The organism is Rhodococcus sp. KRD175 (assembly GCF_017168275.1).
GTDB classification, from domain to species: domain Bacteria; phylum Actinomycetota; class Actinomycetes; order Mycobacteriales; family Mycobacteriaceae; genus Rhodococcoides; species Rhodococcoides fascians.
This window is the reverse complement of sequence record NZ_JABFAQ010000012.1, coordinates 143,411-159,022: the sequence shown is the minus strand read 5'-3', so window position 1 is coordinate 159,022 and position 15,612 is coordinate 143,411. Positions and strand designations below refer to the sequence as shown.

General features: G+C 64.5%; 15 protein-coding genes. 9 read left to right on the top strand and 6 right to left on the bottom strand.

The features are described from left to right. The first annotated feature begins 16 nt into the window (after positions 1 to 16). From J1M81_RS18775 to J1M81_RS18750, 6 genes are all read left to right on the top strand, one after another. Positions 17 to 1,594, top strand: a complete 1,578-nt coding sequence (locus J1M81_RS18775; protein WP_206498574.1) for a carboxyl transferase domain-containing protein — start codon at positions 17 to 19, stop codon at positions 1,592 to 1,594. A 5-nt stretch (positions 1,595 to 1,599) separates the two neighbouring features. Beyond that, complete coding sequence (locus J1M81_RS18770; protein ID WP_206498573.1) at positions 1,600 to 3,600, top strand: acetyl/propionyl/methylcrotonyl-CoA carboxylase subunit alpha; 2,001 nt, start codon at positions 1,600 to 1,602, stop codon at positions 3,598 to 3,600. Next, positions 3,597 to 4,763, top strand: coding sequence for an acyl-CoA dehydrogenase family protein (locus J1M81_RS18765; RefSeq protein ID WP_027494717.1), 1,167 nt, complete (start codon positions 3,597 to 3,599; stop codon positions 4,761 to 4,763). The genes J1M81_RS18770 and J1M81_RS18765 overlap by 4 nt, the downstream gene beginning before the upstream one ends. Further along, a complete protein-coding gene (locus tag J1M81_RS18760; protein ID WP_027494718.1) occupies positions 4,760 to 5,245 on the top strand; it encodes a MaoC family dehydratase in 486 nt (161 codons plus the stop codon). The genes J1M81_RS18765 and J1M81_RS18760 overlap by 4 nt, the downstream gene beginning before the upstream one ends. Continuing rightward, entirely contained in the window at positions 5,242 to 6,051 is an 810-nt protein-coding gene (locus J1M81_RS18755; protein WP_204847090.1) for a CoA ester lyase, read from the top strand. The genes J1M81_RS18760 and J1M81_RS18755 overlap by 4 nt, the downstream gene beginning before the upstream one ends. A 68-nt stretch (positions 6,052 to 6,119) precedes the next feature. Then, positions 6,120 to 6,572 (top strand): MarR family winged helix-turn-helix transcriptional regulator, encoded by a 453-nt coding sequence (locus J1M81_RS18750; protein WP_206498572.1) that lies wholly within the window; start codon positions 6,120 to 6,122, stop codon positions 6,570 to 6,572. A 2-nt stretch (positions 6,573 to 6,574) separates the two neighbouring features. On the opposite strand, the gene bla is transcribed toward J1M81_RS18750, so the two are convergent. After that, complete coding sequence (gene bla, locus J1M81_RS18745; RefSeq protein WP_206498571.1) at positions 6,575 to 7,504, bottom strand: class A beta-lactamase; 930 nt, start codon at positions 7,502 to 7,504, stop codon at positions 6,575 to 6,577. 224 nt (positions 7,505 to 7,728) lie between these two features. On the opposite strand from bla, the gene J1M81_RS18740 reads away from it, so the two are divergent. After that, complete coding sequence (locus J1M81_RS18740) at positions 7,729 to 7,947, top strand: hypothetical protein (protein ID WP_027494722.1); 219 nt, start codon at positions 7,729 to 7,731, stop codon at positions 7,945 to 7,947. A 97-nt stretch (positions 7,948 to 8,044) separates the two neighbouring features. Here the strand turns inward: J1M81_RS18740 and J1M81_RS18735 are convergent, their stop codons facing one another. Both J1M81_RS18735 and J1M81_RS18730 read right to left on the bottom strand, forming a co-directional pair. Next, a complete protein-coding gene (locus tag J1M81_RS18735; protein ID WP_032382313.1) occupies positions 8,045 to 8,854 on the bottom strand; it encodes an enoyl-CoA hydratase/isomerase family protein in 810 nt (269 codons plus the stop codon). Then, positions 8,838 to 10,373 (bottom strand): acetyl-CoA acetyltransferase, encoded by a 1,536-nt coding sequence (locus tag J1M81_RS18730; protein ID WP_241258258.1) that lies wholly within the window; start codon positions 10,371 to 10,373, stop codon positions 8,838 to 8,840. Before J1M81_RS18730 ends, J1M81_RS18735 begins: the two co-directional genes overlap by 17 nt. Before the next feature lie 62 nt (positions 10,374 to 10,435). Between J1M81_RS18730 and J1M81_RS18725 the strand changes: the two genes are divergently transcribed. Then, on the top strand, positions 10,436 to 11,035 hold the full coding sequence (locus J1M81_RS18725; protein ID WP_283348108.1) for a TetR/AcrR family transcriptional regulator: 600 nt from the start codon (positions 10,436 to 10,438) through the stop codon (positions 11,033 to 11,035). Between the two features lie 60 nt (positions 11,036 to 11,095). Here the strand turns inward: J1M81_RS18725 and J1M81_RS18720 are convergent, their stop codons facing one another. After that, entirely contained in the window at positions 11,096 to 12,232 is a 1,137-nt protein-coding gene (locus tag J1M81_RS18720; RefSeq protein ID WP_241258257.1) for a PrpF domain-containing protein, read from the bottom strand. A gap of 113 nt (positions 12,233 to 12,345) precedes the next feature. Then, the gene (locus J1M81_RS18715; RefSeq protein WP_206498569.1) at positions 12,346 to 13,764 is read right to left on the bottom strand and encodes an SLC13 family permease; all 1,419 of its coding nucleotides are present in this window, start codon (positions 13,762 to 13,764) and stop codon (positions 12,346 to 12,348) included. 137 nt (positions 13,765 to 13,901) lie between these two features. On the opposite strand from J1M81_RS18715, the gene J1M81_RS18710 reads away from it, so the two are divergent. Then, positions 13,902 to 14,837: a LysR family transcriptional regulator gene (locus J1M81_RS18710; RefSeq protein ID WP_032367892.1), complete on the top strand. Its 936-nt coding sequence runs from the start codon at positions 13,902 to 13,904 to the stop codon at positions 14,835 to 14,837. Here the strand turns inward: J1M81_RS18710 and J1M81_RS18705 are convergent. After that, positions 14,821 to 15,492, bottom strand: a complete 672-nt coding sequence (locus tag J1M81_RS18705; RefSeq protein WP_027494729.1) for a GntR family transcriptional regulator — start codon at positions 15,490 to 15,492, stop codon at positions 14,821 to 14,823. The two genes, J1M81_RS18710 and J1M81_RS18705, sit on opposite strands and share 17 nt — an antisense overlap. Between the last annotated feature and the right edge of the window lie 120 nt (positions 15,493 to 15,612).

Below are 15,612 nucleotides of genomic sequence, written 5' to 3'. Positions count from 1 at the left end.
TGAAGGCGTGCATCTCATGGCGATCGATACCGCTGCCAACCGCGCAGATCATCAGCTACTCACGCAGCAGCTCTCCCAGAAGCTCGCCGTGGCAGCACTCGGCGGTAGCGAGAAGTCCCGGCAACGGCACATCGCCCGCGGCAAGCTGCTCCCCCGCGACCGGGTCGACGAGCTGTTGGATCCGGGTAGCCCGTTCCTCGAGATCGCACCGCTGGCGGCCAACGGCCTGTACGACGACGAGTGCCCCGGGGCAGGCGTGATCGCAGGCATCGGTCGCGTGGCCGGTCGAGAGTGCATCATCATTGCCAACGACGCCACCGTCAAAGGCGGCACGTACTACCCGATGACGGTGAAGAAGCACCTGCGCGCGCAGGAGATCGCCCTGCAGAACACACTGCCGTGCATCTACCTCGTCGACTCCGGTGGCGCATTCCTCCCGCGCCAGGACGAGGTGTTTCCTGACCGCGACCACTTCGGACGCATCTTCTTCAACCAGGCGACCATGAGCGCCAAAGGAATTGCGCAGATCGCCGCCGTGATGGGCTCGTGCACTGCGGGTGGGGCATACGTGCCTGCAATGAGCGACGAGGCCATCATCGTCAAGAACCAGGGCACCATCTTCCTCGGCGGCCCGCCCCTGGTGAAAGCCGCGACCGGCGAGGTCGTCACCGCCGAAGAACTCGGTGGCGGAGACCTGCACTCGAAGGTCTCCGGAGTCACCGACCATCTGGCAGACGACGACCGCGACGCATTGCGCCGCGTCCGGAAGATCGTCTCCACCCTCGGGCCCCGCACCCCACGGCCATGGGATGTCGTTCCCACCCGCGACCCGATCGTCGACCAGAGCGAGATCTACGACGTCGTCCCCACCGACCCACGCACCCCGTACGACGTGCGGGAGGTGATCACCCGGGTGGTCGACGCAGGCGAATTCGACGAGTTCAAAGCCGAATACGGCAAGACACTCGTCACCGGATTCGCCCACCTCCACGGCCATCCCGTCGGAATCATCGCCAACAACGGTGTGCTGTTCGCCGAATCTGCGATGAAGGGCGCGCATTTCATCGAACTCTGCGACAAGCGCAGCATCCCACTGGTGTTCTTGCAGAACATCACCGGCTTCATGGTCGGCCGAGACTACGAAGCCGGCGGCATCGCCAAGCACGGCGCAAAGATGGTCACCGCAGTGGCCTGCGCCCGCGTTCCGAAGATCACCGTCGTCATCGGCGGCTCGTACGGTGCAGGCAACTACTCCATGTGCGGCAGAGCGTATTCCCCGCGCTTCCTGTTCATGTGGCCGAACGCGCGGATCTCGGTGATGGGCGGTGAACAGGCCGCGTCCGTCCTTGCCACCGTCCGAGGTGACCAACTGGATGCGTCGGGTAATCCGTGGTCGGAGCAAGACCAGGAGGCCTTCAAGGCACCGATTCGAGATCAGTACGAAGGTCAGGGCAACCCCTACTATTCGACGGCCCGGCTGTGGGACGACGGCATCATCGACCCCGCCGACACCAGAACTGTTCTCGGACTGGCACTCTCGGCATGCGCCAATGCGCCGCTCGAGCCGGTCTCCTACGGCGTTTTCCGGATGTGAGAGAGATGACCACGATGTTGGACACCATTCTGATCGCCAACCGCGGTGAGATCGCGGTACGCGTCGCTCGAACGTTGCGCCGCATGGGCATTCGGACCGTCGCCGTCTACAGCGATCCGGACGCCGACGCCCGGCACGTCCGCGAAGCCGATACCGCGGTACGACTCGGCCCTGCCAGCGCACGTGAGAGCTACCTCGACATCGACAAGGTGATCGCCGCCGCGAAAGCCACCGGCGCACAGGGAATTCACCCCGGCTACGGCTTCCTCTCGGAGAACTCCCACTTCGCTGCGGCCTGCGCCGAAGCCGGAATCGCCTTCCTCGGGCCGCCGGAGAAGGCCATCGAGGTGATGGGCGACAAGATCGCCGCCAAGGCCGCGGTCAGCGCTTTCGGTGTCCCGGTTGTACCCGGCATCTCCCGACCGGGACTGTCCGACGACGACCTCGTCGCCGGTGCACCCGACGTCGGATTCCCGGTCCTGGTCAAACCGTCCGCAGGTGGCGGCGGCAAGGGCATGCGTCTGGTCGAGCGCGCCGAGGATCTGCCCGCCGCGCTGGCCAGTGCCCGCCGCGAGGCGGCCTCCTCGTTCGGCGACGACACGCTGTTCCTCGAGCGATTCGTGTTGCGTCCCCGGCACATCGAGGTGCAGGTCCTCGCCGACGGTCACGGCAACGTCATCCACCTCGGTGAGCGTGAATGCAGCCTGCAGCGACGCCATCAGAAGGTCATCGAAGAAGCGCCGTCTCCACTGCTCGACGCGCAGACCCGAGCGCGTATCGGCGAGGCTGCCTGCAACACCGCTCGCAGCGTCGACTACTCCGGCGCAGGCACCGTCGAGTTCATCGTCTCCGCCGATCATCCCGACGACTTCTTCTTCATGGAGATGAACACTCGACTCCAGGTGGAACACCCGGTGACCGAGATGGTGACTGGCATCGACCTCGTGGAGTGGCAGGTCAGGATCGCCGCCGGCGAGTCACTGACGCTGAGTCAGAACGATATTCGACTGACCGGGCACGCCATCGAGGCGCGCGTCTACGCCGAGGATCCCGGCCGCGGATTCCTCCCGACCGGCGGCACCGTCGTCGGGTTGCGCGAGCCCACCGGCACGGGCATCCGCGTCGACTCCGGTCTCGCCGTCGGCACCGAGGTGGGCAGCAATTACGACCCCATGCTCTCGAAAGTCATCGCACACGGCCCCGATCGCAGCACAGCGCTGCGCAGCCTGGATCGTGCCCTGGCCGATACCTCGGTACTCGGCGTCGTCACCAACATCGAGTTCGCTCGATTCCTGCTCGCCGACACCGAGGTCCGTGCCGGCAATCTCGACACCGGCCTACTGGACCGCCGCGTCGAGGATTTCGTTGCCGCCGACGCCCCGGACGAGGCGATGATCGCCGCAGCCACCGTCGCCTGGCTCGACACGTGGCAGGAGGCGGGCCAGGACATCTGGGGAATGCCGTCGGGATGGCGGGTGGGAGCGCACGCACCGTTCCAGCTCCGGCTGACGTCCGGCACTCGAACCGCGCACGTGTCCATCACCGGGACACTCGATGCGGCGACGGTCGTCGTCGACGACGACGAAGAACCGCGCCGACTGCGAGCCTCCGCTATCGAGGATTCCATCGACCTCGTTCTCGACGATCGACGCGAGTCGATGACCGTGGCCCGAAACGAATCGTCCACCTGGGTATCCAGCTCACGCGGCACCTGGAGAATCGATCGAATCGCCGAACCCAATGTGCGCGAGGACGACACGCAGTCCGGTGACGCAGAGATCCTCTCGCCGATGCCGGGTTCCATCATCGCGATCGGAACGACCTCCGGCAGCGCCGTCACCGCAGGCACGGCCATCGTCGTCGTCGAGGCGATGAAGATGGAACACACCTTGACCACGCCCATCGACGGCACCGTCGAACTCACAGTCGCAGTAGGAGATCAGGTCCGCGTCGACCAGGTCCTCGCCCGCATCGTTCCCACCGACACCGAAGAGGACAAGTCATGACCGAACATCTGTCGTCGTCCAATCTGCCCGACGAATACCAGCAACTGGTCAAATCCGTGGCGGACTTCACCCGCACCGTCGTCGCGCCGGTCTCGGCGAAACACGATGCCGAGCACTCCTTTCCGTACGAGGTGGTCGCAGGGATGGCCGAGATGGGCCTCTTCGGTCTGCCCTTCCCCGAGGAGTACGGCGGCATGGGCGGCGACTACTTCGCCCTGTGCCTGGCACTCGAAGAGCTCGGCAAGGTCGATCAGAGCGTCGCGATGACACTCGAGGCAGGCGTCTCGCTCGGAGCCATGCCCGTCTACCGCTTCGGCAACGACGAGCAGAAGCAGCAGTGGCTGCCCAAGCTCACTGCAGGCAAGGCACTGGCTGCCTTCGGGTTGACCGAGCCGGGTGCCGGTAGCGACGCGGGCGGCACCAAGACCACCGCCAAGCGCGACGGCGGTGACTGGATCATCAACGGCAGCAAGCAGTTCATCACCAACTCCGGCACCGACATCACCGAACTCGTGACCGTCACCGCTGTGACCGGCGTCGACGAGACAACAGGACGCAAGCAGATCTCGTCGATCCTGGTGCCCACCGACACGCCCGGGTTCGTGGCCGAAGCGGCGTACAACAAGGTCGGCTGGAATGCCTCGGACACACACCCGCTCAGCTTCACCGATGTACGAGTCCCGCAGGAGAACCTACTCGGCCAGGAAGGCCGCGGGTACGCGAACTTCCTGCACATCCTCGACGAGGGTCGGATCGCGATCGCTGCCGTATCGGTCGGGGCGGCTCAGGGTTGCGTCGACGAGAGCGTCAAGTACGCCAAGGAGCGCGAGGCATTCGGTGCTCCGATTGCCCGCAATCAGGCGATCTCGTTCAAGATCGCCCGCATGGAGGCACGCGCACACACCGCGCGGACGGCGTACTACGACGCGGCGGCACTGATGTTGGCGGGCAAGCCTTTCAAGAAGGCCGCGTCCATCGCCAAGCTCGTGGCCTCCGAGGCTGCGATGGACAACGCCCGCGACGCGACGCAGATTCACGGCGGCTACGGGTTCATGAACGAATATGTCGTCGCCCGTCACTACCGCGACAGCAAGATCCTCGAAATCGGTGAAGGCACCACCGAGGTTCAGCTGATGCTCATCGCGCGGAGCCTGGGGCTATGAGCGACAAGCGCATTCGGCAACGCGGCCTGTGGTTCGAGGAGATGGAGCTCGGTACCGTCTACGAACATCGCCCCGGACGGACCATCACCGAGGCCGACAACACATCGTTCACCACACAGACGATGAACACCCAGGCCCTGCATCTCGATGCCGCCTACAGTGAGACAACATCTTTCGGTCAACGGCTGGTGAATTCGATGTTCACCGTGTCCACCCTCGTCGGATTGTCGGTGACGCAGCTGACCCAGGGCACGATTGTCGCCAATCTCGGCTTCTCCGAGGTCTCCTTCCCGAAGCCGCTGTTTCACGGCGACACCCTCTACGCGGAGACGGTGATCTCGGACAAGCGCGAATCCAAGTCCCGCCCCGGCGAGGGAATCGTGACGTTCACCCACACCGGTCGAAATCAACACGGTGACGTCGTAGCGATTGCCGTCCGCAAGACTCTCGTCCGGATGCGACCCGAGGACGACGCGTCATGACCTGGATTCCCCCTGGCCCGGCGTGGCTGTTCTGTCCCGCTGATCGACCCGAGCGATACGAGAAGGCAGCGGCCCGAGCCGATGTCGTCATTCTGGATCTCGAGGACGCTGTCGGTGCCGCGGACAAAGCCGGCGCTCGCGAGTCCGTGGTGTCGACACCGCTGGACCCGTCGCGCACCATCGTTCGAGTCAATGCACACGGCACCGAGGACCAGGCCGCCGACCTCGACGCGTTGCAGCGCACCGAGTACACGACCGTCATGTTGCCCAAGTGTGAATCTGCCGATCAGATAACAGCTCTGGCATCACTGAATGTCGTCGCACTGATCGAATCCCCGCTCGGCGCGGTGACGGTCTTCGACGCACTCGCAGCCGACAATGCCATCGGTGCCATGTGGGGTGCCGAGGATCTGGTCGCTGCGATGGGCGGGAATTCGAGTCGACACACCGGTGGGCAGTACCGCGATGTCGCACAGCATGTTCGGTCGCAGACATTGCTGGCCGCCAAGGCGCGGGGACTGTTCGCGTTGGATTCGGTCTACCTCGACATCCCCGATCTCGACGGGGTGCGCGCCGAGGCCGACGACGCTGTGGCCGTGGGCTTCGACGGCAAAGTGGCCATCCACCCCAGTCACATCCCCGTCATTCGCGAGGCCTACGCTCCCACGCCTGACGAGATCGAATGGGCCACAGCCGTACTCGACGCCGTCGAGCACAATCGCGGGGTGTTCGCCTTCCGAGGTCAGATGGTGGACGCACCGGTGCTGGCCCATGCTCGACGCATCGTCGCCCGCCGACCGATGTAGTTGCAGACGCCGATTAACGGCAGGCGCTGTACGGTGGCTGTACGAGCATCGGCACGGAAGGCGCAGCAATGACGGCGAAGGACCCCGCCCTGACGGCGCTGGCCCAGAACTGGCTGGCGTTGTCCGTCCTGCACGGTCGCATCGAGAGCCGCATCGAGAAGGCTCTGCAGGCCGGCCACAACCTCAGCGCTCGCGAGTATTGGCTGCTCGACGTCCTGGCACGTCAACACGACGGGGTGGGCGGACACCTGCAGATGAAGCAGGTGGCCGACGCCGTCGTCCTGAGCCAGAGTGCGACGACCCGTCTGGTCACCCGCCTCGAGGACCGCGGGCTACTCACCCGTTATCTCTGCCCCACCGACCGCCGCGGCATCTACACCGACGTCAGCGACGACGGCCTGGCTCTGCTCGAGGCAGCGCGGCCGACCAACGACGCGGCCCTTCGTGCGGCCCTCGACGAATCAGCACGTGAACCGGACCTCGTACCCCTCGTCGACGCCGTCCGCCGATCCGAGAACTGACGTCAATCCAGCTGTTCGACGACCGTCCGAGTCGTGTCGGCGACAAGGGCGTTCATGGCCGGTGAGTCCTCCGCACCCGACGTCGTAGCACTGAGGACGACGAGCAGAATCTTCTGACCTTCGGGTCCGAGCACCAGGCCCGCGTCGTTGGAGACACCGTAGCTACCGGTTCCGGTCTTGTCGGCCGACGTCCACTGCGGGGGAATGCCCGCGCGGAAGCGGGCCGTGGAGGTTTGTGTGCCGGCCATCCAGTCCAGCAACTGCTGTCGTGATGCCTGTGTCAGTACGTCGCCGTCGAGCAGGGTCCGGTAGCCGGCGGCCATCGAGTTGGGAGTTGTGGTGTCCCGAGGGTCGTCCGGGATGGCCGTATTCAACTCCGGCTCGATGCGATCGAGGCGGAATTCGGTGTCGCCGAGCGATCGCGCGAAATCGGTGAGCGCCGCTGTCCCACCTGCTTCACGTATCAGCAGATTGCCGGATGTGTTGTCGCTCTTCGTCAACGCTGCGGAGGCGAGATCTGCGATGGTGACGACCGAGCCGGGTGCCCAATCGACGGCCGACTCGGGCACCTTGTCCTCTGCGGCGATTGTTCTGGTGTCGGTCAGCCGCAGCCTGCCTGCGTCGACGGCGGCGAGTACGGCACCGACGGCATACACCTTGAACGTCGAGCAGAACGCGAAACGTTCGTCACCGCGATAACTCTGGATGGATCCGGACGTGAGATCGAGTGCGCTGACGCCGAGCCGAGCGCTGTCCCTCGCCTCGAGCTGAGAATATGGCTGTTCGGCCATCGCCTGATCAGTCGCGGTCCGAGATGTACTCGCTGCGGATTGCGGTGGTTCGGTAGTGGCCGTCGAGGAGCACGCGACGCCTGCCGTCAACGTTGCCGCCGCGATCACGGTGATCAGTCGGGTGGATGTCGAGGTACGCATGGGGTCATGCGATCACAGAACCTGGGTACGTAGCTACTGGCCCCTCGGCCTTCCATTCCGCTTTCGGCCCAGCAGCTGTTCGCGGGCTCGAGCGCCTGGTGGCGAAAGCCGACCACGCGGGTGCGTGGAACCTTCGGCTCCATTATCGTTACTTCTGGTACGTAACGGAGAGCTCAATCGACCTCGAACGAGCCGCCCGGACGACAACAATCAGGAGGCACTTCATGAACGCCACCACACGCGCGATATTGAGCCCGGTCGTGGGTGCCATCGTCGCGCTGGCAATTCTCTGGGGCGTCGGCGGGGACATCCCGCTCTGGCGAGCCGCATCGATGGTTCTGGTCGGTGCGGGCGTCGTCTTCGGACTGAATTTCGCCTGGGAAGCCAATCCCTGGACCGAGAATCCCACAAGCGACGAGCACGAGCAGGTCACTGCCCGATAGAGGAACACTGCGGGAGGATCACTCGGCTTTCGACGGTGCCTCCCGCACTGCAACCGCCTGAGTAAAGCTTGGATTTCCCACGCTCACGGCCGTGCGTTCACTGCGCGGTCCATGTCGGATCGCGTTTCTGTAGGAATGCGGTGATTCCTTCGACGACGTCCTGCGTGGTGGTGAGTCGATCCAATTCCTGACGGTTCTGTGCCCACGAATCTTTCTCGTGCGCGATGGCACCGTCGGTGATACGTCGGGCCAGACGCTTGGATGCGCGCACCGCCAGCGGAGCGCCTTCAGCACAGAGCCGAGCGAGTTCGAGGGCGGTGTCGAGGACCTCGGTCGGGGCCACAACTCTGTTGACCAATCCCCACCGTGCGGCTTCCTGCGCGGAGATCGGCTGTCCGGTCAAGATCATCTCCAGGGCAATGTGTTCCGGCACCGCGGACATCAGCCGAAAAGCGCCACCTGCACCAGCGATGAGACCACGCCGGATCTCGGGCAGGCCGAACACTGCCGTGTCCGACGCGACGACCATGTCCGAGACCAGCGCGATCTCGGTTCCTCCTCCCATCGCCGACCCGTTCACGGCCGCGATGACCGGGACCGAGATCGGGTGTTGCACAATGCCGGCGAACCCCCAGTGCTCGGTCTCGGGCGGGGTCACCGCGCCGGGTCCTCCGGTGCCGAGGGCCTTCAGATCGGCACCGCCACAGAAAGTCGCCGATCCCGCGCCGGTCAGGACGATGGCTCGGATGTCTCGATCTGCCTCGGCGGACTCCCACGCCTCCCCGAGCAACGTGTGCACGCGGGCGTCGATGCTGTTGGCAGCTCGCGGTCGGTTGATGGTGACGACGAGTACGTGACCTTCCCGCCTGGTCAGTACGACAGGTTCGGTGCTAGCGGCTTCGGACACGGATGTTCCCCTCGATGGTGTCGACAGTGACTGTGGTCCCGATGATTTCGCGTGCCGGGTCGGTTCGATACAGGGACAGCGCACGGGCGCTGGCCGTGTCCCCGGGTGCCGTCTGTGCGGCGACGCGTCGTCCGCGTTCGTCTCTCGCGACGAGGAACGCCTGGTTCGGTTCCTGCTGCCGAGAATGCTCGACGGACACTGTCTCCACCACGAGAGTCCCGTCCTGTACAGGTGCACGAGGCGGTGAATCCGGCGTCAGCACTGCGGGTTCGGGATTTCCTACGTAGCCCTGTGGGTGCTGGTCGCCACCGAGCAGCACCGAGTGGTGATACGTCATATAGCCACCGTTCGCGTGCACCAGTGCGCAGTTCTTGCCGCCGCGAATCTCGCGGACGGATGCGGTGATCGAATGCAGCGAATGACTACTGAGGGGACCACCGAAGGACGAATGACCACCGGTCACACTGGGTACCAATGATTTCGGCGTTCCGAGGTGTCGGGTGGCGAGGGTCGGCACGATCGGGAAGCAGCTGTACACATCGACCGCGTCGAGTTGTTCGACTCCGATCTCTGCGGCGCGCAAGGCTCGGTCCATCGCATCCTCCATCGCTGGAGACCGGCCGAAATCGCTGCGGTCGAGAATGTCGACCGAATCCTCGGCACCCGCACCGCCCCAGACGAACACGAGGTCGCCCTCGGGGACACCGCGTTCTCGGGCTTCGGCCAAGCTGGTCACCACGATGCACGCCGCCTGGTCGACGAAGGGCATGGCGTTCATCGACAACGGATACGGCTCGCACACGATGCGGTTCTTCGGCGACGGCGTGCCGATGTCGGCAGCCGTCCGCACTCGCCCGTTCCACGAGTACGGGTTCTTCTGGGCGACAACGGAAAACTCCGCATAAAGGTCGCTGCACTCGACCAGTCGAGACTCCGGATCCAGTCCGGCCTCGAATCTGAAGCGGCTCTCGAACAACGGATAGATCCGAACCGGAGTGATGAGGCCGGCCTCTTGCATTGCGGCACTTCCGAGTTGATCGAGGTCGAAGGTGGGCGGACCTCCCGGGTCCGCGCTCCATCCCCCATCCCGCACGGGCTCTCGCCCGGCCTTGACCAAGGCGCCCATCGAGGCCTGCGCTTCACCGCCCGCGATCACCGCTACCGTCGACTCCCCGGACGCAATGCGCGAGGCTGCGCGATCGAGAAGGCGCGCGGGCCACTGGCCACCGATCGGCGCGTCGAACACATCTGTGGGGGTGGCACCGAATCTACGGGCCAGCGCAGCGGCGGGACTGGCGTAAGCCCAGCTGGCGATGTGGCAGAACGTGATGCTGTCCGCTCTGCGAATCCACGGCTCCGACGTCGGCGAATCCTGAAGTGCCTCGGTGGCAGCGCGCGTGATCAGTTCCATGGGTTCGACGCCCATGGGTTCGCCGCGGCCGCTTGTCTCACCGATAGCCACGATCACCGGAACACGTCTCGGATCCACCGTCGACGCCTCGTGGCGTACAGAACTCATGACCGGGAACCTATTACAGACACAGATTGTCCGCAATGCCGGGTAGGTGCCACAATCCCTGGGTGACCGACAAAACCACGAGCCGACGGGGCAGGCCGCGTGATCCCGATCTGGAGGACCGCGTCTACGACGCAGTGCTCGAGGTCTACTGGGAGAAAGGCTGGTCGGGTTTCACGCTCGACGCCGTTGCTCGCCGCGCGTCCGTCGGCAGGGCGGCGCTCTACCGACGCTGGGAATCGAAGGGGGCCTTGGTCGTCGATGCGCTGGAAGCTCGAAGTCCGCTCGCGACACCGATCGACCTCGGCAACCTGCGGGCGGATCTCGTCGAATTGGCGGTGCAGCTTTTGCAGGGCTACCGAGGAACGGCCGGTCTCGTCAGCCTGCGCGTCGCCCTCGATGCGCGGGTGCACCCCGATCTACTCGGGCACATGATCGACACACTCAACCGAAGCCGACTGGTTGCGGCCCGGCTGATCGTGCACCGAGCCCAGAAACGGGGCGAATTACCCGAGTCGGCCGATACCACCAGGATTCTCGAACTCGTGACAGGAGCGGTTCTCAGCCATGTCATCTTCTCGCATCAGACCGATGCCGATCGAGGAGACACCGAGGACCGCGTCTACGCAGAAAGTTTGGTCGACGCGGTCCTCGGTGGTGTGTAGCTACTGTCGTGCGCGTTTTGCGGCCCTCCAGGTACGCAAAACGCGCACGAGGGAAGCTGCTCAGAACGCGTGCGCACCGACCAGAGCCGGCATCGGCACTACGAAGAGGTCTGCGGTGGCGATGCGTCGCACTGCGCGGTGCAGGGTGACCGATTGAAGTAACCCGTTGGCGTCCACCGTGTAGTCGACCTCGAGCACTCCCGCGGCGGTGCCGATCCGAATTGTTCCTGGACGGCCGGACCCTGCGTTGGCGGTGACGACCCCACCGATGACCGTCGCCGCTGCGGCCACGGCCACCGCGGAAGTCAGTCCGATCGCCGGGTGCGGGGCCATCATCGAGAGCATGCGTACCGAGATGTCGTAATCCGCGGATGCTACGTGCTCACCCGTCGTCGTCACGTACTCCCGCGGCGGGCCGACGAGCCCGACCTTCGGAATGGCATGCGAGACAGGTTCTTCGGGCTTGCTCAGCCCCATCCGCAGAGCGGCCTGTCGCCGTAGCGCGATGAGGGTGGGGACGTGAGCGGCGACGACGTCGTTGGACTCCGACCCGGTCAATCCGAAATCGGCGGCGTCGAACAATGCGGCGGGCGCACCCGCTCGAACGAACGTTCCGCAAAACTCGTTGCCGCCGAGAACGACTCGATCGACCTCGGCACCGGTGGGAAGCATCGTTACTCGATCCGAGGCCGGATCGGTGAAGGTCAATCCCACCGGGACGCCGAGAGCCGTGGTGCCGGGGACGGACGCGTCGCCCTCGGCAGGAATGCGTCCGCCGGGGGTCGCGATCTCCGCCGCCAGAATTGCGCCGGTGTTCTCGTTGCGCATCCGAACCACGGTGACGTGGTCGTCCACAGCGACGAGACCGGTCTGCACGGCGTAGAGGCCGATTGCCGTCGCACAGTTTCCGCAGTTGCTGCCCCACTCCACGGTGCGGTTCTCGATGGCGACCTGAGCGAACAGGTAGTCGACATCGATACCGGGTGCGCTGGAGCGTCGAACGATGGCGGCCTTGGAGGTGGTGGAGCTGCCACCCCCTACCCCGTCGAGCTGACGCGGGTCACCCGAACCGAAGGCCGCGGTCAGGATGTTGTCGAGACCGCCGGCGTCGGCGATGTACGGGTCGATGTCGACCGCGTTGAACAGCCAGCACTTGCTGGTGCCTCCACGCATCCACGTTCCACGAAGAGTGAACATCTGGTGTGCCTTCCGATCAGGATCCGATGCTTCCACCCTGCGACAGAGGATGGTCAAGCACAATTACGAAATATGTTCAGGCCGTGCAGGAGCGCTTAACGCAAGCGTCCCGGTCAGAACAGCTCGGGCACGACCACCAGGATCAACCAGCACAGGGCCGGCGCGATGGCGACGACGATTCCTGCATTGAGCAGCAGCTGACGGTAGAAGCGCGGGCGCTCGATGTTCTGCGCGTTGGCCAGCACCAGCGCACCGTTGGTAGAGAAGGGCGAGACGTCGACGACGGTCGCCGAGATGGCCAGAGCAGCGACGACTCCGACGACCGGCAGTGCACCGGTTCCCAGCAGCGGCATGGCCAGCGGAATGACGGCGGCCAGCAGAGCGGTGGAGGACGCGAACGCCGAGGTGATGCCGATGACGTAGCAGAGCACGATGGCCACGATGATCGGAGCGCCGATGGTGATCGCCATTTCGGCCAGGTGATCGATGGTGCCCACTTCTTGCAGGATCGAGATGTAGGTGACCATGCCGGCGACCAGCAGAACCGTCGACCAACTGATGTCTGCGATCGCCTCGTTCTGCTTCTTCAGATCCGTGAACGCCAGGACCGCTCCGGCTCCGATGGCGATGAAGCTGATCGGCAGGTGCAGTACGAGAACGAGTACCAGGAGTGCGCCGATGAGGAAGAGCGTGAGCTTCTGGACGAACGTGACCGGGGCCGGGGCGTCGACCAGGGTGGTTGTGGTCGGACGAGTGAGCACCTGGGTGCTGCCGCCTGCCGAGCTGCCGCCGCCGGTACCGCCGGTACCGCCGGTACCGCCGGTACCGCCGCCGGTGGGGGCGGACGTCTTGACCGGCGTTCCGCCGACGGGGCCACTGCCGGGAGCGGGATCGGTGGACCCCGTTGCGGTGTACTCGAAGCCCTTCATGCGGGCCAGGGCCGCGTAGCCGACAACCGTCAGCACCGAGAGCAGCAGGTTGATGCCGTAGCTGGCTAAGAACAGCGTCCACGGGTTCAGGGCGAGGCCGTTGTTCTCGACGATGTCGCGAACCAGGACACCGGAGACGGAGATCGGGGAGAACGCGCCTGCATGGGCACCGTTGATGACCATGATGCCCATGACCAGCGGGCTCATGCCGGTTCGAGCTGCGAATGCCATGGCTGCAGGCACGATGAGCGCCACCGCGGCGGGGCTGAAGGTACCGAGTGCAGTCAGGACCGAGGCGACGAAGAAGAACACCCACGGAACCACCGTCACTCGACCGTGCACCGCTCGGATGCAGCTGTTGACCAGAAGATCGATGGTGCCGTTGCGTTTGGCCATGCCGAAGAAATAAGTGACTCCGACGATGGTCAACACGATCGAGCTGGGGAACTCGTTCAGAATTTCCTTGTCGTCGAATCCCAGCGCGAAGTACCCGACCACGAAGGCACCGATGAAGCCGAGGATGCCGATGTTGATCGGAAAGAAGGTTGCGATCACGAACATCGCAACCAATGCGATGAGCGGGAGGATCTCGATGGAGGTCATGGGCGTCTTTCAGGTGGCTGGTAGGTGCTCGGTTACATCCGCACTCGATCGTTGTCCCTGTCACATTATTGACGCCGGCCTTTTAGGACAATATCGTTTTGCTACCTAGCCGTTTAGCTGAGCTGAAAGATGTCCGCATGAACCACACTTTCGACGTCGTGACGTTGTTTCTTCTTCTCGACATCGCCGAGGCCGGATCGCTGACGGCCGGTGCCGAGCGGGCGAACATGACGCCCTCCGCGGCGTCCCAACGCATCAGCAAACTCGAACACGGCATCAAACAGCCCGTGTTGACCCGCCTGCCACGCGGCGTACAACTCACCGAAGCCGGGGAAATCCTCACCAGCCGCGCCCGTCTGTTTCGACGGGAGATGCGCGCCGCGAGCGGCGACCTCGAAGCGATCCGAGGGCTCGAACGCGGTTCGGTTCGGCTCGGCTCGTTTCCCACGGTCAGCGCGTCGCTGCTCTCGGACGCGCTGAAGGACTATCACTCACGATGGCCCGGTGTGGACGTTCGCGTGCGATCGGCGGTGCGCCCGCAGTTGCTCGACATGCTGCATTCGAGCGAGATCGACCTGGCGCTGCTGTGGAGCTACGCCTGGACGGAGGAGGCCGAACGATCGCTGTCACTCGAGCCGCTGATGGAAGACCCGACCGTGCTGCTGCTGCCGATCGACGACGATCGGGTGCAGCACGATGTGTCGCTGCACGATCTTCGTGACGCGCGATGGATCATCCGCAGCAACGACCACCCGGCTGCCGAAGTTCTCTATCGCAGTTGTCGCGTAGCAGGATTCGAGCCCGACGTCGTCTACGAGGCCCACGACTATCAGGAGATCGAGGCCATGGTGGCTGCCGGTGTCGGCATCGCCATGGTGCCCGGGTTGTCGGTCATTCACCATCGACCCGACGTCACCACCATCGACTTCCCCGACACGGATCGGGTGCCGACGCGCGTCATCTACATCGCGTCACTCGCCAGGCGTCAGTACACCCCGGCGATGTATGCCATCTCGACCGCGCTGCGCGGTGCCGCCGAGCGCATCGCGGCTGCGACTACAACAGTTCCCTGATCGCATTCTCGAAGCCGGTGACGTGTTCGAGGGTCAGTTCGGCAGCGGTATCGGCGTCGCCGTCGATGATCGCCTGCAGCAACACGACGTGCTCACGGACATGGCCGGCCACGTTCGGGAGTCGGTCGAGAAACAGGCACCAGATGCGCGTGGCGTGCGCGTCGAGGCTGACCAGAATGTCTTCGAGGTGGGGATTGCCCGACGCCCGATAGATCTCTCGGTGCACCGCAACATCTTTGCGCAGCACCTCGCGTGAATCGTCGGTGTCGTCGATGCTTGCGATGGAGGCCGCGAGCTCGGCCAGGCGGTCTCGGGCCGCCCGTGTCGCGGTCCGCGCCGCACGAGCCGAGGCCGCCGGCTCGAGCTGCTTGCGGATCTCCGAGATGTTGGCCAGGTCGGTCATGTCGACGGCGGTCGCGAAGGTTCCGCGTCGGGGATACGCGACGACGAGACGCTCACGTTCGAGTCGTTTGAGACCCTCACGAATCGGTGTGCGCCCCAGCCCCAATTGCTCGGCCAGGCGGTCGTCATTGATCGGTTCACCGGGACGAATCTCAAGCATGATCAGCTGCTCACGCACTATTTCGTAGGCTCGATCGGCATTGGTTCCGACAAACTGCGTTGCATCCATCACCGGCTGAATTTCGATCGTCATCTTGTCTGCTCACTCCCGGTCGACGCCCCGCCCTTGACGGCTCTGCTTTGTGATCTTACTCTATTGGCATCTTGATATATCAGTTCCAGATCATTGATCTTCCAGAAGGGCGGCCATCTT

Coding starts and splice junctions, on each gene's coding strand:
- J1M81_RS18775 (WP_206498574.1), top strand. CDS start 17: ATGGCGATCGATACCGCTGCCAACCGCGCAGATCATCAGCTACTCACG.
- J1M81_RS18770 (WP_206498573.1), top strand. CDS start 1,600: ATGACCACGATGTTGGACACCATTCTGATCGCCAACCGCGGTGAGATC.
- J1M81_RS18765 (WP_027494717.1), top strand. CDS start 3,597: ATGACCGAACATCTGTCGTCGTCCAATCTGCCCGACGAATACCAGCAA.
- J1M81_RS18760 (WP_027494718.1), top strand. CDS start 4,760: ATGAGCGACAAGCGCATTCGGCAACGCGGCCTGTGGTTCGAGGAGATG.
- J1M81_RS18755 (WP_204847090.1), top strand. CDS start 5,242: ATGACCTGGATTCCCCCTGGCCCGGCGTGGCTGTTCTGTCCCGCTGAT.
- J1M81_RS18750 (WP_206498572.1), top strand. CDS start 6,120: ATGACGGCGAAGGACCCCGCCCTGACGGCGCTGGCCCAGAACTGGCTG.
- bla (WP_206498571.1), bottom strand. CDS start 7,504: ATGCGTACCTCGACATCCACCCGACTGATCACCGTGATCGCGGCGGCA.
- J1M81_RS18740 (WP_027494722.1), top strand. CDS start 7,729: ATGAACGCCACCACACGCGCGATATTGAGCCCGGTCGTGGGTGCCATC.
- J1M81_RS18730 (WP_241258258.1), bottom strand. CDS start 10,373: ATGAGTTCTGTACGCCACGAGGCGTCGACGGTGGATCCGAGACGTGTT.
- J1M81_RS18720 (WP_241258257.1), bottom strand. CDS start 12,232: ATGTTCACTCTTCGTGGAACGTGGATGCGTGGAGGCACCAGCAAGTGC.
- J1M81_RS18715 (WP_206498569.1), bottom strand. CDS start 13,764: ATGACCTCCATCGAGATCCTCCCGCTCATCGCATTGGTTGCGATGTTC.
- J1M81_RS18710 (WP_032367892.1), top strand. CDS start 13,902: ATGAACCACACTTTCGACGTCGTGACGTTGTTTCTTCTTCTCGACATC.
- J1M81_RS18705 (WP_027494729.1), bottom strand. CDS start 15,492: ATGACGATCGAAATTCAGCCGGTGATGGATGCAACGCAGTTTGTCGGA.